The sequence below is a fragment of the Chloroflexus sp. MS-CIW-1 genome (assembly GCF_030444705.1).
Lineage (GTDB): Bacteria > Chloroflexota > Chloroflexia > Chloroflexales > Chloroflexaceae > Chloroflexus.
The window spans coordinates 21,654-46,399 of the sequence record NZ_JAUBWR010000001.1 but is presented as its reverse complement, the minus strand read 5'-3'; the positions used below and the strand labels follow the sequence as shown (position 1 = coordinate 46,399).

23 protein-coding genes are annotated in these 24,746 nt (G+C 55.6%); 5 read left to right on the top strand and 18 right to left on the bottom strand.

Translation table 11 applies throughout. The annotated features are described in order from the left end of the window. Window positions 1-62 precede the first annotated feature (62 nt). The 6 genes from QTO31_RS00195 to QTO31_RS00170 form a co-directional block, all read right to left on the bottom strand. Entirely contained in the window at window positions 63-1,286 is a 1,224-nt protein-coding gene (locus QTO31_RS00195) for an ArsA family ATPase (protein ID WP_031458438.1), read from the bottom strand. A 44-nt stretch (window positions 1,287-1,330) separates the two neighbouring features. Then, window positions 1,331-2,680, bottom strand: coding sequence for a hypothetical protein (locus tag QTO31_RS00190; protein ID WP_301427714.1), 1,350 nt, complete (start codon window positions 2,678-2,680; stop codon window positions 1,331-1,333). 42 nt (window positions 2,681-2,722) lie between these two features. Beyond that, entirely contained in the window at window positions 2,723-3,808 is a 1,086-nt protein-coding gene (locus QTO31_RS00185) for a hypothetical protein (protein WP_301427713.1), read from the bottom strand. Window positions 3,809-3,868: 60 nt separating this feature from the next. Beyond that, window positions 3,869-4,108, bottom strand: a complete 240-nt coding sequence (locus tag QTO31_RS00180; protein ID WP_028459413.1) for a bacteriochlorophyll c-binding family protein — start codon at window positions 4,106-4,108, stop codon at window positions 3,869-3,871. Window positions 4,109-4,191: 83 nt separating this feature from the next. After that, window positions 4,192-5,391 carry an ArsA family ATPase gene (locus QTO31_RS00175; protein ID WP_028459414.1) on the bottom strand — a complete coding sequence of 400 codons (1,200 nt, stop codon included), beginning with the start codon at window positions 5,389-5,391 and terminating at the stop codon, window positions 4,192-4,194. Between the two features lie 483 nt (window positions 5,392-5,874). After that, the gene (locus QTO31_RS00170; RefSeq protein WP_031458435.1) at window positions 5,875-6,753 is read right to left on the bottom strand and encodes a hypothetical protein; all 879 of its coding nucleotides are present in this window, start codon (window positions 6,751-6,753) and stop codon (window positions 5,875-5,877) included. Between the two features lie 83 nt (window positions 6,754-6,836). Between QTO31_RS00170 and QTO31_RS00165 the strand changes: the two genes are divergently transcribed. After that, entirely contained in the window at window positions 6,837-7,220 is a 384-nt protein-coding gene (locus tag QTO31_RS00165) for a globin (RefSeq protein ID WP_301427712.1), read from the top strand. A 256-nt stretch (window positions 7,221-7,476) separates the two neighbouring features. Here the strand turns inward: QTO31_RS00165 and jag are convergent, their stop codons facing one another. The 6 genes from jag to QTO31_RS00135 all read right to left on the bottom strand — a co-directional run bounded on the left by jag (window position 7,477) and on the right by QTO31_RS00135 (window position 13,792). Beyond that, window positions 7,477-8,145 carry an RNA-binding cell elongation regulator Jag/EloR gene (gene jag / locus QTO31_RS00160; protein WP_031458433.1) on the bottom strand — a complete coding sequence of 223 codons (669 nt, stop codon included), beginning with the start codon at window positions 8,143-8,145 and terminating at the stop codon, window positions 7,477-7,479. A gap of 47 nt (window positions 8,146-8,192) precedes the next feature. After that, window positions 8,193-9,137: a YidC/Oxa1 family membrane protein insertase gene (locus QTO31_RS00155; RefSeq protein ID WP_301427711.1), complete on the bottom strand. Its 945-nt coding sequence runs from the start codon at window positions 9,135-9,137 to the stop codon at window positions 8,193-8,195. Then, the gene (rnpA, locus tag QTO31_RS00150) at window positions 9,134-9,541 is read right to left on the bottom strand and encodes a ribonuclease P protein component (RefSeq protein ID WP_301427710.1); all 408 of its coding nucleotides are present in this window, start codon (window positions 9,539-9,541) and stop codon (window positions 9,134-9,136) included. Before rnpA ends, QTO31_RS00155 begins: the two co-directional genes overlap by 4 nt. A 92-nt stretch (window positions 9,542-9,633) precedes the next feature. Beyond that, the gene (rpmH, locus tag QTO31_RS00145; protein ID WP_012256029.1) at window positions 9,634-9,807 is read right to left on the bottom strand and encodes a 50S ribosomal protein L34; all 174 of its coding nucleotides are present in this window, start codon (window positions 9,805-9,807) and stop codon (window positions 9,634-9,636) included. A gap of 261 nt (window positions 9,808-10,068) precedes the next feature. Next, the gene (locus tag QTO31_RS00140) at window positions 10,069-11,619 is read right to left on the bottom strand and encodes a S1 RNA-binding domain-containing protein (protein ID WP_301427709.1); all 1,551 of its coding nucleotides are present in this window, start codon (window positions 11,617-11,619) and stop codon (window positions 10,069-10,071) included. Between the two features lie 82 nt (window positions 11,620-11,701). After that, on the bottom strand, window positions 11,702-13,792 hold the full coding sequence (locus QTO31_RS00135) for a putative cobaltochelatase (RefSeq protein ID WP_301427708.1): 2,091 nt from the start codon (window positions 13,790-13,792) through the stop codon (window positions 11,702-11,704). Between the two features lie 1,146 nt (window positions 13,793-14,938). Between QTO31_RS00135 and QTO31_RS00130 the strand changes: the two genes are divergently transcribed. The 4 genes from QTO31_RS00130 to QTO31_RS00115 all read left to right on the top strand — a co-directional run bounded on the left by QTO31_RS00130 (window position 14,939) and on the right by QTO31_RS00115 (window position 19,806). Then, window positions 14,939-16,018 carry a rod shape-determining protein gene (locus QTO31_RS00130; protein WP_031457957.1) on the top strand — a complete coding sequence of 360 codons (1,080 nt, stop codon included), beginning with the start codon at window positions 14,939-14,941 and terminating at the stop codon, window positions 16,016-16,018. A 3-nt stretch (window positions 16,019-16,021) separates the two neighbouring features. Further along, complete coding sequence (gene mreC / locus QTO31_RS00125; RefSeq protein WP_301427707.1) at window positions 16,022-16,930, top strand: rod shape-determining protein MreC; 909 nt, start codon at window positions 16,022-16,024, stop codon at window positions 16,928-16,930. Then, entirely contained in the window at window positions 16,903-17,439 is a 537-nt protein-coding gene (locus QTO31_RS00120; RefSeq protein ID WP_301427706.1) for a rod shape-determining protein MreD, read from the top strand. Before mreC ends, QTO31_RS00120 begins: the two co-directional genes overlap by 28 nt. 69 nt (window positions 17,440-17,508) lie before the next feature. After that, on the top strand, window positions 17,509-19,806 hold the full coding sequence (locus QTO31_RS00115) for a penicillin-binding transpeptidase domain-containing protein (protein ID WP_301427705.1): 2,298 nt from the start codon (window positions 17,509-17,511) through the stop codon (window positions 19,804-19,806). Between the two features lie 143 nt (window positions 19,807-19,949). Here QTO31_RS00115 and QTO31_RS00110 read toward each other — a convergent pair whose 3' ends face one another. The 6 genes from QTO31_RS00110 to QTO31_RS00085 form a co-directional block, all read right to left on the bottom strand. Further along, a complete protein-coding gene (locus QTO31_RS00110; RefSeq protein ID WP_301427704.1) occupies window positions 19,950-20,468 on the bottom strand; it encodes a hypothetical protein in 519 nt (172 codons plus the stop codon). A 284-nt stretch (window positions 20,469-20,752) separates the two neighbouring features. Then, complete coding sequence (locus QTO31_RS00105) at window positions 20,753-21,805, bottom strand: sensor histidine kinase (protein WP_301427703.1); 1,053 nt, start codon at window positions 21,803-21,805, stop codon at window positions 20,753-20,755. 162 nt (window positions 21,806-21,967) lie between these two features. Then, window positions 21,968-22,672: a response regulator transcription factor gene (locus QTO31_RS00100; RefSeq protein ID WP_031457951.1), complete on the bottom strand. Its 705-nt coding sequence runs from the start codon at window positions 22,670-22,672 to the stop codon at window positions 21,968-21,970. Window positions 22,673-22,768: 96 nt separating this feature from the next. Next, entirely contained in the window at window positions 22,769-23,413 is a 645-nt protein-coding gene (locus QTO31_RS00095; RefSeq protein ID WP_031457950.1) for a CpsD/CapB family tyrosine-protein kinase, read from the bottom strand. Between the two features lie 52 nt (window positions 23,414-23,465). After that, window positions 23,466-24,119, bottom strand: a complete 654-nt coding sequence (locus QTO31_RS00090) for a YveK family protein (RefSeq protein ID WP_031457949.1) — start codon at window positions 24,117-24,119, stop codon at window positions 23,466-23,468. Continuing rightward, window positions 24,098-24,730 (bottom strand): hypothetical protein, encoded by a 633-nt coding sequence (locus QTO31_RS00085; RefSeq protein WP_031457948.1) that lies wholly within the window; start codon window positions 24,728-24,730, stop codon window positions 24,098-24,100. Before QTO31_RS00085 ends, QTO31_RS00090 begins: the two co-directional genes overlap by 22 nt. Window positions 24,731-24,746: the final 16 nt, after the last annotated feature.

Here is a 24,746-nt window from a genome sequence, read left to right as displayed (position 1 = left end):
GCTCGCAACCGGTGCTAGAAGCAGCCGGTATAGTCAACGGGATCGTTCCAACGAAATAGCGATCATGCCGCTTCGACTTGTTGTTTACTGGTCGTGCGTTCAACCGGTACCTCGTAAAAGGCCAGACGTAGGATACCATCTTCATACCGATGGTCACCAAGCGTGCAATCGTACAATACGCGCGGTAAGGCAATGGTGCGTTCGAGTCGGCCAACGGTAATCGTCAAATCTGGGCCAATATGGCTTACCTCGATTGTCTCGCCGGGGTCAAGGAACGGCAAGCGTAGACAGAGATCATATTGACCTGGTTCACCATCATCACTCCATTGTTCGAGCCAAATGGGGCGCTCATCGTACAGCAATGCGCCGGGATCAACTTCACCGAAGGTCAGACGTCCGATATGCAGCAATGCCTCGACTCCAATCGGTTCACCACCTTGCAGTACGGTACGGAAGATTGGTGTGGGCGCAAAGCTGGCTTCAATCTCAGCCAGATATTGTTGCTGGAGGTTCACCCAATAGTCAAAATACGGACCAAGATCGGTACGATGAGGTAAAATCTTATTTACCAGCACTGCATCTAATTGCAGGCCATATAGACTGAGAAAGGTATACGCCCGTCGTGTCTCAAGCAGCGGCAAACGTTCTGGATTGAGCACTAACCGCACCGATACATCTGAACTAACCAGAAAATTGGCCAGTTGCTCCATCCGTTCGAGCAGCTTCCCGACCTCTTCAAAGAAGCGATCATCGGGCAAATCACGGCGGAAAGGCCGCGCTACATTAGCGATCCCCCGGTACACCCGGAAGAGGCGCTTTCCTGCCTCACCGCCGATAATCATTTCGGGGTATGCCAGCAGACGTAACGTATTCCCAGTTGGTGCCGTGTCGAGTACGATAGCATCCCAGCGCCCGCTCTGGGCTTCGTCCATAACCCGCTGCAAGGCCAGGATTTCATCGAGTCCTGGTTGATTGGCCAGCTCAGCGGCTGTTGACCGTTCGATCCCACGCGCAGAGTAGGTTGCAGTGACAAACTGTTGGAAGCCGCCCAGGTTTTGACGCCACTCATAAATAGTATCTACCTCAAGGCCGTAAAGATGAGGTGCGAGCGGTGTCGGTCGATCACGGCTGATCGCAATCCCCATTACATCGGCCAGAGAGTGGGCCGGATCACTTGACAACACCAACGTTCGGCGACCGGCGCTGGCAAGCATTACTGCCGTTGCCGCCGAGAGTGTTGTCTTACCAGTACCACCTTTACCGGAGTAGATAATGACGCGCGTCATATTCCCTCATGTGCCTGCAATATCGCTTTTCCCCCCAACCCCATTTACGAATCGACCGAATCGGTGGTCGTACCATTGTGCGATTCGGACGTCGCACCACTGCCACTCACTGCGGTCGGACGGTCGGCCCGACTCACCACGATCCGACGTACCGGTGTTGACGTTCCATTTTCAGCGGCCGGTGGCTCTGCCCGACGAATGCTAATCGCACGTCGTACCGGTTGTGCATCGTTAGGAGCAGGCGGAGTTTCAGGCGCCGATGGTTGCGGCGCCGATGGTTCGGCGCCAGGTGCGGGTGCCGATGCCGATTGACGCACGGCTGCTCGTACTGCGATACGGCGCTGGGTTGGTTCCTGGGCTGGCTGTTGTTCGGTTGGCTCAGCGAAGCGTACTGCTGCCCGTACAACCGGACCAACGGGGGCCAGCGGTCCACCTTCAGCTTCCTGGCGGGCAGCAGCGTAGTACAGGCCACGCATTGCATTACGTCGCACGCGGGGGTCTTGCATATTATTGAGCAGTTCAGTAGCCCCGCTCAGAATCTCGCTAGCGCGCCGCATGCCACGAGCCAGGCCACGCGGTACTTCAAGCATCAAGCGCAGCGATCGGCTAACTTCATACATATTGGGCTGTTCAGGGAGGGTGGGCAATGGGCCAACCGACGCTGTCGGTGCAGGAGAAGCCGATGCAGGAGCACCGCGCTGACGCTCGTAGGCTGCAATCAGATTACCGGGCGAAACCGGTTTTGTCTCTTCTTCCTCAGCTTTTGAACCAAACTTCCACCACCGCTTTTTCTTAGGCTGTGCGGGTTCAGGTTCAGGTGGAGGCGGCGGAGCCGGCTCGCTGGAAAGGAAAAACGGTGGTAACGGCTTACGCTCAACGGCGGGAAATTCTGCTTCAAATGCTTTTACCAACTCTTCACCACTGAGGCCTGCCAGCACCTGATCGCCAACCCAGGCCACCATCTTTGCCAGCACGTCAACGTCTTCGACCGGCATGTAATCAAGCGTATTAACAATCACTCGTTCTGGTTGACCGGCATCCTGCACTTCACCGAGTGCAACTCGACGTTTGCGCGGCGGTGTTGCCGGTATTCGTAGGGCAAGACTCACGCGCCCGTGCCAGGGATCCCAGGTCTCGGCGCGTACTACATCCACATCGCTCCATGGAAAGCCATCAACGGTATCGTTAAAAAAGCCACGTGCCCACAAGATCAATCGCCGATCTGTCAAGGCAACAAAATCGGCGAGGGCAAGGCCGCCGATACGACGCCGTTGTTCATCAAGGAGTGTACCGTCGAACAGTGCTAGCAGGATTTCGCCCTCTTCGAGCAATCCACGCTGCTTCATCTCTTCGACGCTTGCCATACTAACATTGACACCGAGAAATGGGCTCATACCTGCTCCTTGGGCGGTTGCAGCCGCCGGTGATACCAATACTTACGTCGTACGATCTTGATTGGCGTCTCCCGATCCACTCAACGCTGCCAGTGGTGTACGTTGCACCGGAGCAGTCCGGCGGCGGAGTGGGATGTCACGCCGATCAGAAACGTTCATTGCTGTGGTTGACGAAGTTGATTGCGTTGCCGGTGCTTCACGAGTTGCTGGCGAACGCCGACGCAACGGAATCTCGTGATAGTGATGGGGTGTCGGTTCTGGTTCAGGTGGTGATGGTGGTGAATCGGCTGAAGCCGACGACGTTGGTTGTGGTGCACCCTGACGATTCAAAAACGCCAGTGCAATCTGTTGAGCAGCAGGATTATTTGCGACAGTCTGAACTAAATCATTAACAGCACGAATAGCTTCTGTCAATTCTCGAATACTTGCCGGGCTTAAATCAAAGGGTAAATCGGCTTCGCGAAGGGTGCGACGTAACGTATCCCATGCCGAGCGGGCCAGACGACCGGCAGTAAAAATTTGATTTGGTGGCAGGCTGGCCGGATCAACAATAAATGGTGCATTCGGCGTTGCCGGATTCCGCGAGGCACCACCAGGCCAGCGGTACGGTGTCTCATCAGGGCGAAGTGCATCTTCCGAACCATAAATGACAGCGCCGAGGGCTGTCAATACATCGGGGGCTGCCTGACGAGCATCAATTCCGGCAGCCAACGCTGCACGAGCTGTTTCGGTGGCAGTGCGTAACAAAATCATCAACGCCGGTACATAAGCTTGAGGAACCAAGGTCAGCGTAAAGACCTGTTCTTCAGCATCAGGGGCACTGAAACCGAGTGTCACTTCGCCGTGGATCGGATCAATCCCGCGCCCATCGATAAATGACAGCTCATGCAATGGAAAGGCGTAGCACAGGTGTCGTCCGTAGTCACGTGCCCATAGAATGACACGCAGATCGGTAATCAGACAATAATCGTGCAACGTCGGCCCACTGAGCCGCTGTCCCTGCTGGTCGAGAAGCACACCATCAACCGCGACCAGTACTTGCTCGCCGGGATCGAGCACGTCAAGGCGCGTTATCTCGTCAAGATGAGCCGGTACGGTTGTATGACTGTAGTAAAGCAGGTTAATCATAACGCTCCAACGGGATCGGCGTGAAGCGGCGGTATGCACGCTTCACGCCTGCCCACCAACCTAGCGGTTGAAGCGCGAGCGGATGCGCTTCGGACGGAAGCCGTTGCTCGAGCTGCTGAACGCTCCCTCGCCCGAGCCACTCCGGGATACGCCCGGGTAAGCATTGCGGTTGATGTTGTCAACCGCGGCTGCGGTGGCCTGTAGCGCATTCGAGACCCATTGCCAGTGGCCCTGGAACATAATGTCGCCGATTTGCGCCACTTGGGCCGACGACTCCGAGAACCAGCCTCTCGTCGCCATGCACACACCTCCTTAATCAAACGAACCTCATTATTTAGGTCATCGGAGGCAAGCCTCCGAGGAACCCCACACGTCAGACTGCCTCAACGTTGCGCCATCTGTGGCGCCATGAAGGGCACGCTTAACCATTCGCCCTCCATCTCTGCCTGACCGGCTTCAAGGCCGGCCAGACTGGTCGGCAGTGTAATCACCCGCCGAAAGTCACCGATCTGCACCACCAATTCATCACCGTTCTGATACAGATCGAGCTGTGACACATCGGCAAAGGGCAATCGAATCTTCACGCGGTAATATTTATCACCTACTTTGCTGATTTCCAGCGGCGCCCGGTCGTAGAGCACAGCCGTTGGATCCATATCACCGTAGATGTCATCACCCATCTGGCGTAGCTTTTCCAATCCGACCACCTCTTCGGGATAATACGGTACCCGTCGGATAGGTAATGGCACAAACGAGTGTTCAACATCTTGCAAATAACGCTGCTGAATGTCACGCCAGTGGTTCAAATAGCCGCTGTCTTGGTCGAGCGGCAAAATCTTGTTGACAACGACCATGTCTACGGTCATACCGTACATTGATAGATAGGTCAACGCACGCTGGCTCTCTTTAATCACCATCTTTTCCGGGTTCATTACCAGCCGGATCGACGTCTCGCGTGGATTAGCCAGGGTTGCCGTCACCCCTTCCATCTGCCGGAACATCTCATCAACCGCGTCGTACACTTCGGGTGGCGCAACCATCTTGTTGAGGCCAGGGGTGATCTTGCTCATCGGACGAATCAACGGCTTGATCACGTAGCGCTCAGCGCCACGTAGCATATTGATTGCCCATTTGAACGTCTCGGGCGCTGACAGTAGGCGCAGCGTTTCGCCGGTGGGAGCACAATCGATAACGAGCAAATCGTAATCGCCGCGCTCTTTGTGCTTCTTAATCCGAATGAGGGGGAAGGCCTCTTCCATTCCGGGCAGGACGCTCATTTCGTCGGCCAGGATGCCCTGCACGCCCTGCTCGGCCATTAACTGTGCGAAATGCTCACGCACGATACCCCAGTTGCTCTCGATGTCGTGATAAATGCTCACTTCAAGCGCATCGAGATTGTTGGTAATACGGACTGGTTCAGGGCCAAGAGGCCCTTCGAGATCGAGTGAGTCGGCCAGAGAGTGGGCCGGATCGGTGCTCATGACCAATGTCTTTAAGCCACGATCCGCAGCCCGGAGGGCTGTTGCTGCTGCGACGCTTGTTTTGCCAACGCCGCCTTTTCCGGTAAAGATTAGAGTGCGCATCAGGGCCTTTCCAGGAGCTACTGCTCGGCTGTCATCGATTGCCGCCAGGGCGGCACCAGAGGTCTATAATCGACTACCACCTGAAGTTTTTGCTTAAAAGCCAAAACCTCCTGCGTTCCGTTGATTTTGGCCTGTAACGCAATAGTAGCACGAATATCCGCAAGTGTCAACAAATTTTTCTCATATGCACCAATTCAAGTTCGCGGTGTGAAGCCATATTGATGATAGGTAACACCCGTTTTTGTCTTTGTTCACGCCCTGAATTCAAATAGGCTCCTGCAATATAATAACAGCTCTTTCATCTGCTGTGAAGCTGCTTTCCAGCATGGTTCATGGTATGATTTGCAACAAACGCAAAATATAGCCCGATCCTACCTGGCACACCTGCCGTGTAGCAGTCACGATTGCCGGTGTTCTATCACGTCAGCCAGATCACGGATGGCAAAAATTATATCCTGTTGCTTGATGTGATGTACGCTGATATTATACCAACTCTGCGGCTACTTTGGTGAGAGCTTTGAATAGATCATGCTGATCTATCTTTGTTGACCAGGGCAGCACTTGCCAGATTTCATCGTGGATCACGGTTGCCCCTGGTTCAAGCTGGTAAAGTGGTGCCAGGGTCTCAAGCTCGGTGCAGCCACGGTCGTAGTACACTTCAAGGTTGCAGTTCCGATCAGGATAGCGACCGTGCGGATGATAGACTGCCTGTTTTATAAACATCGTCTCTTGATGGAGGTAAGCCAGCCAACCGGCAGCACTATGTGTGCCTATTTTGGCTGGTGGTCCTATCTGTGACGTGTCGATCAGGATATAATCGTTGCCGAAGGAAAGACGTGAGTCGGGGAGGGGCGTGTAGGGCCAGAACGCGATCTGGCGGTTGGGAAGCAGCGGGTTTGCCGATGGCTGACCATTATGCAGCGGTACGATTGCCTGTCCGCCAGGAGCGAGTTGGGTAATCGCCCATGGCGCCAGTTCAACCGGCCAGAGGCCATGGTTGGTGAGTGTGTGGCGCAAATAGACCCGTGGATGGGTGGGATCAAGCGTGATTGTGATACTCTTAGCAATTCCGCCTGGATCAATAGCACTGCGTAGGATAACGCCATGTTCGATTTGTTCGGCATCAGGACCGTCCAAATCAGGCCAGTAGCTGCGCGGAAAGGCTTCGGGAGCGTGCCAGAGGCGATGACCGCCAAGCAAGGCAAATTCGCCCCACGGCGTTTCCCAACGGGCGTTTGGGGTTTCGGCCAGCAGGTTGGGACCTTCGTCTAGATGGAGGGCAAGGATGCGTGGCCCACCGCTTGCCAGCACACGCAGGTGCAAACGACGAGAGGTGATGGTTACAGTGGAGAGGGGTGTCATAGCATCCTCTGTTTCTGTTTCGCCAACAGCTTCTTTGTCATGGTAGCATAGAAGTGGTGCAAACGAACAGGTAAGGTCAGGCAATGAGCGAACCAACTATTTACGAACAGATTGGCGGCGAAGAGACGTTTCGTCGTATTGTTGATATTTTTTATGCGCGCGTTGAGGCCGATCCGCGGTTACGTCATCTCTTTCCACGTGATCTCGAACCAGGCAAAGAGCACCAACGGCTCTTCCTTATGCAGTACTTTGGGGGGCCACGTACCTATAGCGAACGACGTGGGCATCCGCGCTTGCGTATGCGGCATGCGCCGTTCTCAATTGGGCCGCGTGAACGTGATGCGTGGCTCGAACACATGCTTACTGCCCTCGTTGAGGCTGGCGTGCCCGAACCGGCGCGTTCGGTGATGGAGACGTATTTTCGGCACGCAGCTCAAGCGATGGTGAATCAGATGGAAAACGAGTGATAATTGGAGAGAAGCCCTTCATCGTCTGTAAGGGCATGTCCGAAGACTCGTGGTCACGGCGGCGCAGCGGATGATTTCAGGCGATGGAATAGCAACCGCCGATGGAAGAAGCCTCCCCTGGCGGGGGAGGCTTAGAGGTGGGTGGGGTGTATCAGCTCGTCCTGGCGCTGATCGTGGGTGAGCGACCGCGATCATGTCCAGAGGTGTCGGTGGCTGTCAACGAGTAATCGAGGTGATCAGTATTTCAGGCGCACTCTTACGAATGTTTGGCCGGATAGATCACAATCTTTCGGTTTTCGCCCTCACCTGAACTTTCGGTATAGATTGTCTTATCATTGCGCAGGGCGAGATGGACAATGCGTCGCTCATATGCTGCCATTGGTTCAAGCATGATCGGTCGCCCGGTCTGCCGAACCCGCTCGGCCATACGACGAGCGAGACTCTCCAGTGATTCCTGGCGACGTTGCCGATAATTGCCGACATCGACGACCAGTTGCGGCCATTTCTGTATTCGGCGACTGACGAGGAGATTAAGCAAGAATTGCAATGAGCGGAGCGTTTCGCCGCGTCGCCCGATTAACAACCCCATTGCCTCTTCATCAGCGCCTTCGACATGCAGAGTAATGGTCGCTTCAGGTTCGCCTTGTGGCCCAGTCGTGTGCGAAATGACTGCCGTCACGTATGCCTGAATGTCCATGCGTTCGAGAAGATCTTCGAGAATATGCTGGGCAATTTCACTGACTCTTTCAATTGACGGCGTCTCTTCCTCATCTTCAACGACGGTGACGCGCACCAATGCTTCATCACCGTTTTCGCCTGGATCCAGCACCTCAATTGCCACTTCGTCACGGTCGCGGCCCAATTGGGCCAGCGCTAGCTCAACAGCTTCGGCGACGGTGCGTGCGCTGATCTCGATGCGCTTCATAGACACCTCTTGATCACTTTGACCGCCATACAGAATGCAATTTCTGATTAACGACGGCGACGTGGATTGGGATGTTGACGTACAGTACGCTGTTCAGTGCTGGCGGAATCGTTCCCTTCTACCGGCGCTTCTATGAGCGGTCGCATCACCGACCAGAAATCAACTTTCGGAGTTTCAAGCTGGGGTTCGGTTGTATCACCGCTAGTCGATGGAGCAAGGGTCAATGACGGGGTTGGACGGTTATCGGGGGGAAGGAAGCGCAGATAGTTGGCAAGTGATCCCCACCCTGAAGTAAAGTACTGTTGAATAACGCCTATCACACTGCTAACCACCCAGTACAACACCGCACCGGTAGGGAAGGTAAAAGCGATATAACCGAACACGAACGGCATAATCAACATTGCCTGTGTAAAGGCTTTTTGCTGGGGGTCTTGTACTCGCGGAGTTGCCATCAATTGCTGCACTAACTGCAAGACAATTGAAAGAACCGGCAAAATCAGGTAAGCAAAACCGGCAAATCCATTGGGGCCAAACGCCGGTACACCCAAATCCATACCAAAGAAAGGCGCAGCCAGGATTTGGGCCAGTCGTTCGTCTTTGAGCATCTCGGCAGCAGCCGCGCTCAGGTTCACCCGCTGTTCAGGCACCATCAGGTGATAGACCGCCTGGTACACACCGAAGAAGATCGGCAATTGCAGTAAGAGGGGCAAACATCCACCAACCGGATTAATTTTATGCTCGCGATACACCCGCAGAGTCTCTTCTTGCAGCCGTTGCGGGTCTTTACCGTACTTGCGCTGAATCTCCTTCAGAATCGGCTGCACCTCTTGCATGCGACGGCTCGAACGGAGTGAGCTGAGGGTAAGCGGTAAGATGAAGAGACGGGCCGCAATAGTGAAGAGCACAATCCCCAGCGCCATGTTTCCCGTCAGTGACGAGAAGAAGAGTAGTAATTGTTCAAGCAATCCAACAAATGCCGACCATATATTCATTGTGATCCTCGTTCGTGTTGTGGATTTGAAGTATGTGAAGCCGATATTTGTGTTTCGTCTACCGGTGTCGGCAAGAGGCCGGCTTGCCGGAGCAGTGAGACAATATCGTTTTGCAACTGACTAAATGGTGCGTCGATCACCTCTGGTGTGCGCACAGTGAATACAAGATCGTAGCCTGGTGATAATGTGGGCAGAAGAAGGCGAACGGCTTCACGGATACGGCGACGGGCGCGGTTGCGTTGTACAGCACCTCCGATCTGACGACCGACGACGAACCCGCAGCGGAGGGTTTGCCGTCGAGTTGGCGCAACGGAAAGGAAGAGCCAGCGTGATGTGAGCACACGCCCTTCCCGACGCACTCGACGAAAATGTTCGGGGCGGCGCAACCGGTGTGAACGTCGCATACGTGAAATGCAAACGGGTTATCACTGACAGATGGCCTGTTGCCCGTCACGTGCAGCACACCTCTGTTGCTGATAACCCGCTCCATAGTGATTTAGCGGTGTCCGCGGCGTACAGCTCGCCGCTCATCGCTGACGGTCAACTTCCAGCGCCCTTTCAGACGCCGACGACGAAGTACTTCACGACCATCTTTGGTTGCCATACGCGCCCGAAAGCCGTGTTTGCGGCGGCGCGGAATGCGCTTTGGTTGCCATGTTCGCTTCGGCATTGTATCTACTCCTCAGGTGTTGTGCATTTGTACCTAAAAACTAACGCCATTATACTCATCACGACGGATTGATGTCAAACATACCCCCTCCCTTACCCCCTCTCGATTACGGGAGAGGGGGTAAGGTGTACCGCTATGTTCGCAATGCCACGTCATGCACCAGAATATGCTGCCTGCTCTTGCAGGGAGTGGTGCAGGGATCGCGATGTGTGACGAGGGACCCTGCCGACAATGCCGACAGACTATCAGGAAGCACCAGCCCTACTCTTCGTGACCGATTTGCTCAAGCGTTCGGCGGATCACATCGCGTTGGCGTCGGTTCGTTGGACGCTCCATCTCATCTTCGTCATCTTCGTAATCGCGGCGGCGGCGATCTCGGTCACGGTCGCGGTCACGACGACTGCTCGAACCACCGAACTTCATCAGCAGGTCTTCAATCGTGGCATTGCCTTCAAATGTCTCGTCATTATCGTCTTGGCCAATGACGTAGGTATCGGACGTCGATTGTGCTTTTGCTGCACGGCGTTCACGACGCTCGCGGCGCTCGCTGCGTTCACCACGTTCACTGCGCTCACTGCGCTCACCGCGCTCGCTGCGTTCACCACGTTCACTGCGCTCACCACGCTCACTCCGTTCACGTGCTGCCTGAACTGCGGCAGCGAAGCGCTCTATGTTGCTGCGACTACTGCGTGGAGCTGGAGACTCGGCAGGTGTCTCCGTCGTCTCAGATGGCGATGGTTCCGCGGCAGGTTGCTCTTCTTCAAGTCGCATCGTCAGGCTAATACGCTTGCTCTGTTGATCAATCCCAAGCACCTTAACGGTCACCTTGTCACCGACTTTCACCACATCTTCCACTTTCGCTACGCGATGTGGAGCAAGTGCCGAGATATGGACGAGGCCATCGCGCCCGACCCCAATATCAACGAATGCACCAAACGGAGCGATGCCACTGACCGTACCTTCGAGGATCTGACCGGGTTCGAGCTGCTGCATACGTTGGGTGCGTAATGCTCGTCGCAGGCTCAGACTGATGCGAGCGGCCTCGCCATCGATCTCCAGAATCTTGAACTGGTAGCGCTCACCGATCTTTACCGCATCTTCTGGCTTTTCGACCCGACCTTCGGCCAGCTCACTCACGTGGATCAAGCCGTCCTTCCCAACCCCAATGTCGGCAAAAGCACCGAAAGGAGCAAAACCGGTAATCACACCTTCCACCAAGTCACCGACGCGCAACGCAGCCAATTTTTCGCGGTCAATCTCTTGACGGCGTGGCTGCTGGGGTTGAGGCTGGGGCTGGCGCGCACGGCGCGGTGTTTCAGCACGCGCAGGATTGCGCATCGTCAGGCTAATACGACGTGCTTCAGGATCGATACTCTTGACCCACACCTTGACCGTATCACCAATTTGAACTACGTCTGAGGGGGTCTCGATGCGACGGTCGCTCATTTCAGAAATATGCACCAGACCGTCGCGACCAACGCCAACATCGACAAATACTCCGTAAAGTGCAATCGATGTCACTTTCCCCTCCAGCTCCATGCCAGGCTGAAGGTCCTTCAGCCGTCGTGGCTTTTGGGGTTGGTCATCACTGACCGGCGTGAAGCTGGCACCGGTCGCTTCTGCATCGGTGGCAGTGCTCTCGCTTGCCGCCGAAGGAGTAGTCGCTTCGGTAACAGCGACCTGCTCTGTCGTTTGTTCCGGAGCAGCCGTGGTGACCTCGGCTGCATCAGCCGCCGGTACACTGGCTACCGCACGAGGTGCAGCGGACAACTCATCCGCGTTCACCTCTTCGTTACGAACCTGATCCGTCATTTCCCACCTTCCTCCTCGCATACTGTTGGTTTGTTATGGCTGGTGTCAGACAAACGCAATGCCTGACACACACCGACGAAGATCATAATTGCATCTGCTGTCGCACGGCCCGTACCAGACCGTCGTCGTGCAGATCTTCTAACCGATAGTACACCCCGCGCAGATGTTCGGCCAATCGACGAGACAGGCCGCGTTCAAAGTGCGGATGCTCGGTATCGATAACGATTGCGTGTATCTGATGGGCCGCGATCATCTCGGCGATCCGATACGCCTCTTGTTGTGGGGGCAGATCGGAAATCGAGACATTGGCCTGACCATCCGTTAAGAGCACCATTAGCGGTACAACTTCTGCATCGCGTCGACGTGCCCGTTCGAGTAGTTCAAACGCGGTCAACATCCCCCGCGAGAGAGGAGTTTTACCTCCGGTAGGCATCGATTGTAAGCGACGCTGGGCAAGCTCAACACTATTTGTCAGGGGTAACAGCACACGGGCGTAATCACGCTGGAAACTGACCAGGCCAACCTGATCGCGACGTTGATACGCATCGCGGAGCAGGGAGAGCACAGCCGCTTTCGTTGCCTGCATCCGTTCTTCGGCTGCCATACTCCAGCTAGCATCGACGACGAAGCAAACCGCATTTCGCGTGCGCCGCACACGAACTTTCTGGCGAAGATCGCTGCGTTTAATAACAATTTTTGGCCGACGGCGATGTGGCATCTCTTCTGAGTGCATCAGCTCGGTACGACGTTTCCGCTGGTAAATAGCCGCTTCACGGAGGGTTGCATCCAGGGCCAGATCAGTAACTCTGGCTGCACGGCGGCTGGTAATGTAACGCCCTTGCTTCCGAGTTGTGCGCGAGCGAGAACGGCGGCCCGGTGCGCGGCGCTGGAGACGATCAGGTGTTGCTTCCAAACGACGCGGCTTGAAGATTTCACCGGCACGGTACTCTTTCCCGCCAGTTTGCTGTTCATTAACCGGCGCTGAAGACTCTGGTAGACCGTTGCTGCCAACCGGTATGGTTGCACTCCCACCACTGTTTTCGTTCCCACCCTCATCGTTGCTTTCACCGACATCAGTCAGGTCAGGGTTTTTTTTTATCTCAGTGGAGACACTGACTTCTTCAGTACGCTTCCCGTACCGATCTAGAATGTTCGCCAACCGCTGTTCATCGAGTTTCACCTCACCAAACGGTTGGCGGCGCATACGGTGCGGCAGCGCCAGCTCGGCGGCCAGGCGGATGTCTTCAGCGGTCAGCGTTTGGCGACCACTCCAGGCCGCATGGGTCCGGGCAGTTTCGAGAATAGTCAGATCGGCGCGGTGGCCATCAACCCCCATTTCGATGCACAAACTGGCAACCACAGCCATATCGGTGCGATCAATCCGTACTTGAGGCAACAGCGCACGGGCGCGGGCAATACGCTGTGCCAACGCCTCTTCAGCAGCCTGCCATTGTTGGATGAAGCCAACCGGATCGGCTTCGTAGGCCATACGTCGCTCGATAACAGCAACCCGATCATTCACATCGGTTAGCCCGACAACCTCGACGGCCAGACCAAAGCGATCAAGGAGTTGTGGTCGCAACTCACCTTCTTCGGGATTCATCGTCCCGACCAGGATAAAGCGGGCCGGATGGGAGACACTCACACCTTCACGCTCAACCGTATTGACCCCCATTGCAGCCGCGTCGAGCAAGAGGTCAACCAGGTGATCGTCGAGTAGGTTCACTTCATCCACGTAGAGTACACCGCGATTGACCTGAGCCAGGAGACCGGGTTCAAAGCGGCGTTGTCCTTCGGTGATCGCGTGTTCGAGATCGAGCGAACCGACCACCCGATCTTCTGAAGCTGACACCGGAAGTTCAACCAGCCGAATTGGGCGTACCATCGTTGGTAGTGGTCCCTGTGCCAGCCGGGCCTGGCAATCGGCGCACAGTGTTGCCGGGGCATCAGGATCGCAACTGTAGGGACAATCGACGACGACCGTAATTGACGGTAAAAGTCGGGTTAAGGCCCGTACCGCGGTTGATTTTGCTGTTCCTTTCTCGCCACGTATCAGCACGCCGCCAATTCGCGAATTGATCGCGTTCAAAATGAGGGCGCGTTTCAAACGCTCTTGACCAACAATAGCCGAGAAAGGATAAACCGGTCGTTGCGGAAAACTTGTGATATTCACGACAACAAAAATCTTCTAGCTCAGCGTGAGCCAGAAGCCATAGCAGCAATGCCGCGTACTGTTATAATGCAGCATGTTATTCATCCGACGGGCGAACCTGACCTACGGCAATGCTCACAGCGAACACGTCTGCTTGCAACGAAGCACCATAGCAATTGTGTCACAAAGCTGCCGAAAAGTCAAATGAGAGGTGCGGGTGCTCCCCCTCAACCCCCGCAAGCGGGAGGTGACGCGCTAGCCGATGGGTGCAAGCCGTTGACCGTACCTGCGGGCCGGAGGCCCGCGCACCCAGGTGACGGTTGGCTCACCGATTACGTCTGTCTGCGCATTGTAGGTAGGGGCGGGTGCTCCCCCTCAACCCTCCGCAAGCGGGGGGGGTGGGCTGGCTTAGGTTTCAGCCGTTGACCGTACCTGCGGTTCGGAGGCCCGCGCACCCAGGTGACGGTTGGCTCACCGATTATGTCCGTCTGCGCATTGTAGGTAGGGGCGGGTGCTCCCCCTCAACCCCCGCAAGCGGGAGGTGACGCGCTAGCCGATGGGTGCAAGCCGTTGACCGTACCTGCGGTTCGGAGGCCCGCGCACCCAGGTGACGGTTGGCTCACCGATTATGTTCGTCTGCGCATTGTAGGTAGGGGCGGGTGCTCCCCCTCAACCCTCCGCAAGCGGGGGGGATGCGCTGGCCGATGGGTGCAAGCCGTTGACCGCACCTGCGGTTCGGAGGCCCGCGCACCCAGGTGACGGTTGGCTCACCGATTATGTTCGTCTGCGTATTGTAGGTAGGGGCGGGTGCTCCCCCTCAACCCCCGCAAGCGGGGGGATGCGCTGGCCGATGGGTGCAAGCCGTTGACCGTACCTGCGGGCCGGAGGCCCGCGCACCCAGGTGATGCTGTGGGTTGGGAGACATTGTCAGCGATGTTCTTCGGTGTCGCTCCGTCGTTACACCGTTCAGTTCAGTTATCGAATGTACCTAATGCTGACGACGCTGAAACGTTCTGACATCCAACACGTCGCGAGAGCATTGCTCAGCGGTATGCTATAATATAGCGATCCAATCCGGCGGCTTATCGGATTGGATCGAATAAAGAAGCGTTTTCGGCCTAAAGCGTATCAGGCCTCCTCTAGATAACAGTGACATGGAGTGTTGCCGTGGGTTTCAACCCCTTTAATACAATTTTTGGCGCCTTTAGTCGTGATCTGGGTATTGATCTCGGTACGGCTAATACCCTGGTTCACGTGCGTGGTAAAGGGATCGTCATCAGTGAACCATCGGTCGTCGCGATTGATACACGCACAAAAAAGGTGCATGCAGTTGGGGCAGAAGCCAAGGCGATGGTGGGCAAGACACCGGCCAACATTGTTGCAGTGCGACCACTGAAAGATGGGGTTATCGCCGATTTTGATGTGGTCGAGCAGATGCTGGCCTATTTTATTAAAAAGGCGCATGCCTATGCTGCACTGCCGCTGGTCGATCCGCGACCGCGGGTTGTGGTTGGTGTACCGTCGGGGGTCACAGAGGTAGAAAAGCGCGCAGCACGTGAAGCTGCTTTGAACGCGAAAGCGCGTGAGGCCTACGTGGTCGAGGAGCCAATGGCGGCGGCTATCGGCGCCGGTCTGCCGGTGGAGGAGCCGATTGGTTCGATGATCGTTGACATCGGTGGTGGTACGACAGAGATTGCCGTCATTGCCCTGGGTGGAATTGTCATAAATCATTCGATCCGAATCGCCGGTGATGAAATTGACGAAGCGATTATTCAGTTTGCGCGTCGGGAATACAACTTGCTGATCGGTGAGCGGATGGCCGAGAAAGCGAAGATTGCCGCCGGTTCGGCTTACCCCCTCGATGAAGAGATCAAAGTTGTGTTGCGGGGCCGCGATCTTCTCACCGGCTTACCAAAGGCGATAGAAGTTAGCTCGGTTGAACTCCGTGAGGGTATTGCCGGACCGGTGAATGCAATTGTTGCCGAAGTGCGAGCGGCGCTTGAAGAGACACCACCTGAACTGGTTGCCGACATCATGGAACACGGCATTATGCTGGCCGGTGGTGGTTCGTTACTGCACGGCCTTGACAAGCGGATCGCCGCTGAGACTCGTATGCCGGTGCATATCGCCCAAGACCCGCTGTCGTGTGTGGCGCGTGGCGCCGGTAAAATGGTTGAACACTTTGATAACGGTGTCTACCAGGATATTTTGATGCGTGCCCAGTCTTCTCGTCGGGTGCGGAGATAGCTCATGCGCGATTTTCTCGATGAACGACCGTTACAATTACGTCGTGAGCCGGCCAGTGATCGAGGATACTGGCGCGTGATTGCACTGGCAGGGGTGTTATTGCTCGTTGGTGTGCTGATGTTGGTACTTGATCGACAAGGCATTATTACGCCAGCCCACCTCCGCCTTCGCGAGGTCGTGCAACCACTGGCTTCTTGGTTGACGGAACGACGAGCCAATCTGGTGTCGTGGTGGTCAACTCCGCGTGATGTGACGACAATGCAGGCCAGAATCGCCGAACTGGAAGCCGAGAACGCTCGTCTGGCTGCTGAAGTGCTTCGGCTTGAACAGGCCAGAGTTGAGAATAGCTTCTTACGCCAGCAGCTTGCGATTACTCGTTCGTATCCGTGGAACATTCTCGGCGCTGAGGTGATGGTGCTCGCACCTGATGCAGCCCGTCGCGTATTGACCATTGCCCGCGGGGCCGAGGATGGAGTGCGCGTGGGGATGGCAGTAATTGGGCAGCAGCCAGGTGGGCCACCAGCGTTGATTGGCGTAATCGAGGCAGTGGGACCGCGCACTGCTGATGTGCTAATGATCACCGATATTAGCAGTCAGCTCAGTGTGCGTTTGTTACAAGCTGATTCGGCACCACTTGGTTTGATGCAGGGGCAGTGGCAGCTTGGTTCACGTTTGCGTGTCGAGCTGATTGATCGCAGCCTGGCGATGCACGAGGGTGACCATGTTGTAACGGCTGGAATTAGCGGAGCGCTCAATCTACCTCTTGATCTGGCTGCTATGCCGCAAGCGGTACCGATTGGCGTGATCGAAGCGGTACGACAGGAAGGGCAACGCCAGATTGGCGAGATTCGACCGTTTGTTGATCCGGATCAGGTACGTTACGTGTGGGTAATAATCAGTCAAGACGGATAGAAGAACGACTGGCACGCGAGTTAGGGCTGGTTCTCATTCTGCTGCTCCTTGCTCTGATCCAGGTGACCCTGTTAACTGCTCCCACCGGCTTTTGTATTCCTCTCCTGCTGGTCCTGGCGATTGGGCGAGCACTGGTCGGGGCAGGAACAGCGGAACCGGTTCGAGGGTTAATGCGTGGTTTGTGGTGGGCCTTTTACGGTGGAATCGCGTTGGATTTGCTGGGATCGATGCCGTTCGGCAGTCATACGATTGCTCATCTAGTAGCTGTGTTCGTTGTTGGCCTGGTTGCTCGCCGATTTGTCGTTGAACGCCCGCTGGTGTCGTTGCTGTCAGTCGCATGTGGTACCCTGATTTACGAGGCTGTGCTCTGGCTTTTGGTGTTGCCGCCAGATAGTGACTGGCAGGTGTATGTGCGGGTGGTGATGTTGCCCTCGCTCCTGCTGGCCCTGATACCAACATTACCGACCGTCGCTCTCCTCCACCGCTTGTTGCGAATGGTGAAAGATTGAGGTGATCATTCTTCTGCTCAGTGTTGCTATTGGAATACCGACCGGGTACAGGAAGGCTAAAGAACAGCCATGAATCGACTCATCGCATTGCGAGCAATTCTGTTGCTGGTGGTGGTTGTGTTGGTGGCACGGCTGGCACAATTACAACTGATTACAACGGACGCGCAGCGGTTTGGTCCCAACATTGACGTCACGACAAGGCGGTATTTGACGAACCAGCCGCGCCGGGGTGAAATCCTGGATGCTCGTGGTCGTATCCTGGCCGAAAGTGTTCCGATCTATAACCTGGCCGTTGTGCCCGGGCAGCTTCCCTCAGCTACGACTGCACCCGAACAGCGCGCGTTAACCCTGGCTCGCCTGGCGCAGATTGCCGATCTGCCAGCGACACTTATTATCGATCCGGCCAGTGCTGTTGAAACGATGCCTGATTTACGGGCCGAAGTGATGGCGTTGACCGGCGCGCCTTTGCCTGCCACAACTGATAGCGTGACGATCACGATTGCCCCAGCAGATAGCATTGGTGCGCTCACGCTGAGCCGAAAGTATCGGGAGGTGGTAACACTGGTCAATCCGATTGAACAGCTTCTAGCGCAGGCAAATGTACGGAGTTACCAACCGGTCATTATTAAAGAAGATATTGCGCCAGAACTTGTTTTGGCGTTGCGCGAGAATACTAATTATCTCCCCGGTGCGCGAGTGGTAGAGGGGTTTCGTCGCCGTTATCCGCTGAGTAGCGAGATACCTTCACTTTCCCACCTGTTGGGGTATGTCGGACGGATCAATGCCTGCGAGCTGACGGCGGTGAACCCGGCCAGTTCATGGTTACGAGCGTTAACTGATGTCACGGCGAATGCGCCCGTGTGTGGCTTGATGACGAAGGAGATTGAACCAACCAGTATCGGGTTGCCACCGTATTTGCCGAGTGATCTAATCGGTAAAGACGGTCTAGAGGCAGCTTACGAGAAGGTGCTGCGTGGTCAGATGGGGATCGACTCGCTGCTGGTTGATGCGCTGCAACGTCCGGTGAGTGGTGTAACCACGCTGCGACCAGTTGCGAATGGTCACAATCTGATCCTGACCATTGACGCACAATTCCAGGCCGAGGTTGAGCGCATCCTACAGCGCTGGATTCGTGTCGGTGAAGAGCGACGATTAGCTGCGAAAGAAGCGCACAAGCGGGCCTATGCGCCGATTGTGGCCGGGGTTGCCGTGGCGCTTGACCCGCGTGATGGCCGTATCCTGGCGATGGTGAGCATCCCCGACTACGACAATAATATCTGGGTTGATCCAAAGCGGATCGCTGAATTACAGGCATTGCTCGCGCCACCGAGCGTCGAAGCGCAACGCGAGTTGCAGCGGCTGGCGCCTTTTACCAATCGTGCGATCTCTGGACAGTATCCACCAGGTTCGACAATCAAACAATTTGTTGGTGCAGTGGCGTTACAACAGGGCGTGATCACGGCTGATACAAAACTGCGTGACCCTGGTTTGTTGCGTCTGATCGAACGCAGCGGTGCAGAATTCATTTTGCCCAACTCGGTACGCAACCGTGACAATGGCCTGATCGATGTTCGCGATGCGCTGCGATTGTCGTCAAACGTCTTCTTTGCCAGTGTTGCCGGTGGCAACGACCAGGCGGTCAATCTTGATCAACGTGCGCTCCGTATTCCTGGGTTGGGGATCGATCAGCTCGTGGAGGGGTTATCGTGGTTCAATTTTGGTCGTGCGACAGGGGTTGATCTGGTTGGGGAAGCCAGCGGTCGGGTACCAACGCGCGCATGGAAGGCTCAAGTTTTGCGTGAAGCCTGGACTACCGGCGATACCTACAATACGGCCATTGGTCAGGGCTATCTGGAAGTGACTCCGCTACAACTAGCAGTTGCTGCCGGAGCAATTGCAACCGATGGCACCCTGTATCGTCCACACGTGGTTGATCGGATCGTCGATGAGAACGGTCAGGTCGTTCAGCAGATACCCGCCGAGCCAACTGGGCGCATTCCGGTTGAACAACGTCATCTGGCAACAATCCGCGAAGGGTTGTTTGCCTCGATTACCAATGGCTTGGGTGTCGCAGCCCGTGAAGTCTGTTCGGGGTTGCGGATTGCCGGTAAAACCGGTACTGCAGAGTTTGGCCCGATCTTGACAACTGCTGATGGTCGGCTGGTGCGGCAAAGCCATGCCTGGTTTGTCGGGTTTGCTCCATACGAGCGCCCGGAGATTGTGGTTGCAGTGCTGGTCGAGGGAGTGGGTGATCTCAACGATGGTTCGTCAACCATTGCTGTCCCGGCCGTGACCCAGATCATGCAAGCGTATTTTGGGGTTACTCCACCGACCAATCCGCCGTCAATTTGCCCGGTACTGCCGTAGATTGGCTGATGTTCCACATGCGGCTGACGTGGAGGGCGCTAATGCAGAGTCCCGCGAACTTGTGATGAGATGGAGATGACGTGAAGCCCTGTGCATGCAACTAGATGAACATGAAACGGTGTCAGGATTGTAAAGCGACCTGATTATCTAGTACCGAACTCCAGATCGGTCAGTGCAACCAGTGCATCGAAATCATCAAGGAGATCAGGAGCATAGGTGACCACTACCGTGCGTGCAGTAGATCGTTCTGTCTGATTCGCTTGACGTAGCAAACGGGTAATATCGGCAATGTCTTGGGCTCGACCTGCCTGTAATTTCATCAAGATCAGAAATTGTCGCGGTAATACCGGAAAGCCGGCGAGATCATACTCCAGATGTGATAGAGCTTCGTTGAGCCAGGGTTCTTTCAATGCCAGTACACCGATGCTGTAACCCGTATCATCTGGCGCATGTGCGGTAAATTCGCCAATGAGCAACGGATTACCAATCCGGTAGCCAGCGACGGTGAAGGCAAGCCGTGCAGCCTGTTCTTCGTGAGCCTGGATAACAATATCGATGTCTTGGGTCAAACGCTCTGGAGCATAGGCGCGCAGTGCCATTGTGCCAACCAGCGCCCAGTGGATATTTTCCAGTATTCGCCACAAGTCTGGCAATTGTTGCACGGTGGTTCTCCGGTTTAAGAATTCGTCCGCTGAGCCGGTACCTCTGGCCGCACGACGTAGTGCTATACGAATGTATGGATTTTTTGGTTGTAGCGTCTGCACGGCGTACCCCACTCTTTTGGAAATGGTACTCTTGCGATGAAGCAGGCAGGTGCTATTCACATCTGGTTATCAAGAACTACCAATATCTTAGCACATACCTGCTACTGGGTGCGCGGGTCTCTGGCCCGCGTTGGGTGGTCATTTTAGAAAGGACACTGCAACGACGGGTTTGGCACCCGCCTCTACCCGGCGCGTGGTAAAGAGAGCGTAAAGGTACTGCCTTTGCCAGGGCCAGCGCTGGCAGCGCGGATGTCACCGCCCATTGCCCAGGCCAGATGGCGAGCGATGGTCAGCCCGATACCACTTCCACCGCTGGTACGAGCGCGCGAGGGGTCGGCCCGGTAGAAACGTTCAAAGATGAAAGGGAGATGTTCGGCGGCGATACCAATACCAGTGTCTTCGACGATGACCTGCACTTCGTCGTTGGTATGGACTGAACGAATAGTAATGCAACCGCCTTCAGGAGTATAGCGTACTGCATTACCGAGAAGATTGAGCAAAATCTGGGCTACACGGTCGGGGTCGGCGTGAACCAGCAGTGGGTGTTCGTGAGACGCAAATTGCATCTGTAAACAGCCATCGAGCACCTGAGGCTGGATTTGCGCGACGACACGGCGGATGACGTCGTTGATATCGAAGGTCGTGAAGTGGAGTGAGATCTGACCGGCTTCGACCCGCGAGAGGGTCTGAAGATCATCGACGAGACGCCGTAGGCGGCGCACTTCTTGCTTCATATCGAGAAAGGTGTCAGCGGTGTTGGGCAGTACGCCATCGATCAAACCCTCCAGGTAGCCTTCAATTCCGGCGAGTGGTGTGCGCAGTTCGTGGGCTACATTGCCGATCATGGTGATGCGGCGCTGCTCGATCTGTTCCAGCGCCTCGGCCATCTGGTTGAAGCTCTCAGCAACGGCGCGTAACTCATCACTTGCCGGTACCTCAACGCGCTCGTCGTAGCGTCCGGCGGCAATGCGTTGACTACTGCCAGCGATATTGCGAAGTGAGCGTAAGATGATCTGAACCAGCAGGAGACTGGTGGTTAGACCGGCAATGGTGGCTGCCAGCGCAGCTACAGCCAGTGCCTGAATGACGGTGGTGCGTACAGGTGTTACCTGTGCAGTTGGGATGGTTTGTTCGATCAGGAGGTTGGCAGTGAAGCTGAGTGTCACGACGCCAACGATGACCACCAGCATTTGCGCACCGATGATTTGCCAGCGAAGTTGTCGCCAAAAGCGCATAGTTCACCGTGTGTTACTGTCTGTTCGCAGCACGTGGCTGAAACATACTCCTGCTAAGGAAACACGGACCGAAAGCTCGTCTGGTCATGACCAGTCCGGCACTCGCTTCTATCGTGTGATGCGTAAGAGTGGAGCGGACAGTTATGCGCCGGAGCAGTTGCATTAAAGTGGTGGATCGACAAATCGGTAGCCGACACCACGAACAGTACGAATGACATTTGCGCCGGTCATTGTTTCAATCTTGCGTCGCAGTTGACTAATGTATACGTCAACTACGCGATCGGTGCCGTAGAAATCGGCGCCCCACACCTTATCGATCAGGTCTTCACGGCTGAGCACGCGATTGTGGTTACGAGCCAGGACCAGCAACAGATCGAATTCCGTAGGAGTCAAGTCGAGGAGCTGACCGGCGGCGCGTGCTTCACGTGCATCGGGATCGATGTCGAGGTGGGCAAAACGCATCAGTGAACTTTTGGTCGTTTTACCCCGTTGCCGACGTAAAATGGCTTCTACCCGTGCAACCAGTTCGCGCGGGCTGAACGGTTTGGTAAGGTAATCATCGGCACCAACGCGCAGTCCCGCCACTCGATCCATCTCTTCACTGCGGGCCGTCAACATCAGGATAAACACGTCTGAGTGTGCGCGCAGCCGGGCCGTGATCTCCATACCGTCCATACCGGGCAGCATGAGGTCAAGGACAATCAGATCGGGTTGATGATCGAGTGCCATCTGTAAGCCTTCCGGGCCGGTAGTGGCACACAAGACGCGATAACCGGCGTGTTCGAGATAGGCTTTCGCGACATTCCGAATACTGGCTTCGTCATCGATTACCAGGATCGTCGGTTGATTTGTGAGTGCGTCTTGCATAAGGACGATAGCGTTTAATCTCTCTTGCCCCGCTGAAGCGGGGAAACTGCTTTAGCGTGAAGCACTTTCTCCTTTTTTCCCAATCTGCGCGATCAATCAGATACGGGCGCCGCTGAGGACAACGCCGAGCAGATTCGCTTTGACCTTTTCGAGTTTTTGGCGTGCCTCGCGGACCCGATCACGGCGTGAGCGACCGGCCTGAATAACGAGCAATACCCCGTCGACACGAGTTGCCAACACAAGCGCATCGGTAAAGGGTTGAACGGGTGGCGTGTCGAAGATCACAATATCGGCGATCTGGCGCAGACGGTTGAGTAATCCTTCCATGCGACGAGAACCAAGCAGGTCGGCGGGGCGGGGAGGGAGCGGTCCACTCGGGAGCAGGCTTAGCCCTGGCACCTCGGTTGGTTGAATCGCCAGTGGCGCCTCTTGATCGAGAATTGCGCTGGTAAGACCTTGTTCGTTTGAGAGGCCGAAGATGGTATGGAGCGTCGGCTGGCGCAGATCACAATCGACCAGGAGAACACGCTGTTCGGCCTGGGCCATGGTGACCGCAAGGTTTGCTGCGGTCAGGCTCTTGTCGGGTGTTTGTTCGGCGGAAGTCAGTAAAAGGGTGTGAATAGGTTTATCAAGGCTTGAAAACAGGATATTGGTGCGCAGAGTACGATACGCTTCCGCAGCGGCAGAAGCCGGTTCGCGTAAGGTGATTAGTACCTGCTCAGGCGACGAAGTCACTATCATTTACATTTACTCCCAACCTTTTATATCAAATGACAGGACGAGCGGTAACTAACTATCGCTCGGTCAGCGGAATGGCACCTAACGTTGGCAAACCGACAAAGCGTTCAACATCTTCAGACGTTTTCAAGGTATCGTCAAGATATTCGAGCACAAAAGCCAGGACAAGACCGACGATCAGGCCCAGAATCGCACCGGCCAGCATATTGATGCGCGTATTGGGACGAATTTCAACCAGGCGGGCCGGCTGAATCCGGGTCACGTTGATCCGGGCCGTACCTTCGAGAGTGGCGTTAATCCGATTCACTTCGGCGACTATGCGTTCACCCACTGCATCGGCTAGCGCCTGCGACTGGTCGAGTCGCGGCAAATCGACCTCGATCACAATCTTTTGCTCATCAGGGCGCGGCTGAATGTTAACGTCTTCCATCAATCGCTCGCCGCTTATATCAAGGCCGATCTGTTGGCTGATCTGATCGAGCACGCTCGGTTGCATCACCAGCTCGCGGTAGCTATTCATCGAGTTGCGTAACACGATATTGAGGCCGTTGTCGGCCTGGTTTGCCAGTACGAGGTAGACTGCCTGCGTGCGAAACGTTTGCGGCAGCAGTTTGCTGATCACGTATGCGCCAGCAACGGCTGCAATGGCGGTGAGGATAATAACCCACCAGCGTTTAACCAGGATCCTTACATAGTCGCGGATTTCCATAAACCCTCCTCGCCTGTTGGGCGTAATCTGGCGGCAAGGACTGCCAGTGCGAAGCCGACAATCAAACCAAGTGCCGCACGAAGTGTAGCGTCAAAGAGCAGAGCACGGAATGACGTAGTTGGATGGGCTGCGCCAACTCCATCGAGCACAACGACATGCAACTGGCCGTCGGTTCTCCCCCAGAATGATAAACCATGGGTTTGCAACACCGTGATAGCAGCTTCGACCAGGGCCTGGGCTGCTGCGGGTGATGAAGCCTCGCCAGAAAGATCGACAGCGCGGTGAAGTGGATTCATCCGTAAACCCTGTTGAATCTCAGGCAGAGAAAGGGTAATTCCGCGCTCGGCCAGAAGTGGTACAACCTGCGCCGCGAAGCTGGCACTGCTGATAACTTGCGGCATGTCGTCGATAATGAATTCGGTAATTTGCCAGCTTTCTATCGAGTCAGCGGTCACGGCTGATGAATAGGTGACTAACAACCTTGCCGAGGCCTGGTAGCGCAGGGGTCGTTGGCTATCAAGCCAGAGACTCAGACCACCGGCAATCAGGGCCGGCAAGAGAATGATAAGCCAGAAGCGACGGCTAATGCGAATAAACGTTGTCAATCCCATAATTCTTCCTGCTGTC

Bases quoted from the DNA above. Each gene is read 5' to 3' on its own strand.
- jag (WP_031458433.1), bottom strand. From the start codon at position 8,145: ATGAAGCGCATCGAGATCAGCGCACGCACCGTCGCCGAAGCTGTTGAG.
- QTO31_RS00165 (WP_301427712.1), top strand. From the start codon at position 6,837: ATGAGCGAACCAACTATTTACGAACAGATTGGCGGCGAAGAGACGTTT.
- mreC (WP_301427707.1), top strand. From the start codon at position 16,022: ATGCGCGATTTTCTCGATGAACGACCGTTACAATTACGTCGTGAGCCG.
- QTO31_RS00115 (WP_301427705.1), top strand. From the start codon at position 17,509: ATGAATCGACTCATCGCATTGCGAGCAATTCTGTTGCTGGTGGTGGTT.
- rnpA (WP_301427710.1), bottom strand. From the start codon at position 9,541: ATGCGACGTTCACACCGGTTGCGCCGCCCCGAACATTTTCGTCGAGTG.
- QTO31_RS00100 (WP_031457951.1), bottom strand. From the start codon at position 22,672: ATGCAAGACGCACTCACAAATCAACCGACGATCCTGGTAATCGATGAC.
- QTO31_RS00105 (WP_301427703.1), bottom strand. From the start codon at position 21,805: ATGCGCTTTTGGCGACAACTTCGCTGGCAAATCATCGGTGCGCAAATG.
- QTO31_RS00175 (WP_028459414.1), bottom strand. From the start codon at position 5,391: ATGCGCACTCTAATCTTTACCGGAAAAGGCGGCGTTGGCAAAACAAGC.
- QTO31_RS00195 (WP_031458438.1), bottom strand. From the start codon at position 1,286: ATGACGCGCGTCATTATCTACTCCGGTAAAGGTGGTACTGGTAAGACA.
- QTO31_RS00095 (WP_031457950.1), bottom strand. From the start codon at position 23,413: ATGATAGTGACTTCGTCGCCTGAGCAGGTACTAATCACCTTACGCGAA.
- QTO31_RS00180 (WP_028459413.1), bottom strand. From the start codon at position 4,108: ATGGCGACGAGAGGCTGGTTCTCGGAGTCGTCGGCCCAAGTGGCGCAA.
- QTO31_RS00140 (WP_301427709.1), bottom strand. From the start codon at position 11,619: ATGACGGATCAGGTTCGTAACGAAGAGGTGAACGCGGATGAGTTGTCC.
- QTO31_RS00185 (WP_301427713.1), bottom strand. From the start codon at position 3,808: ATGATTAACCTGCTTTACTACAGTCATACAACCGTACCGGCTCATCTT.
- QTO31_RS00090 (WP_031457949.1), bottom strand. From the start codon at position 24,119: ATGGAAATCCGCGACTATGTAAGGATCCTGGTTAAACGCTGGTGGGTT.
- rpmH (WP_012256029.1), bottom strand. From the start codon at position 9,807: ATGCCGAAGCGAACATGGCAACCAAAGCGCATTCCGCGCCGCCGCAAA.
- QTO31_RS00190 (WP_301427714.1), bottom strand. From the start codon at position 2,680: ATGAGCCCATTTCTCGGTGTCAATGTTAGTATGGCAAGCGTCGAAGAG.
- QTO31_RS00170 (WP_031458435.1), bottom strand. From the start codon at position 6,753: ATGACACCCCTCTCCACTGTAACCATCACCTCTCGTCGTTTGCACCTG.
- QTO31_RS00155 (WP_301427711.1), bottom strand. From the start codon at position 9,137: ATGAATATATGGTCGGCATTTGTTGGATTGCTTGAACAATTACTACTC.
- QTO31_RS00085 (WP_031457948.1), bottom strand. From the start codon at position 24,730: ATGGGATTGACAACGTTTATTCGCATTAGCCGTCGCTTCTGGCTTATC.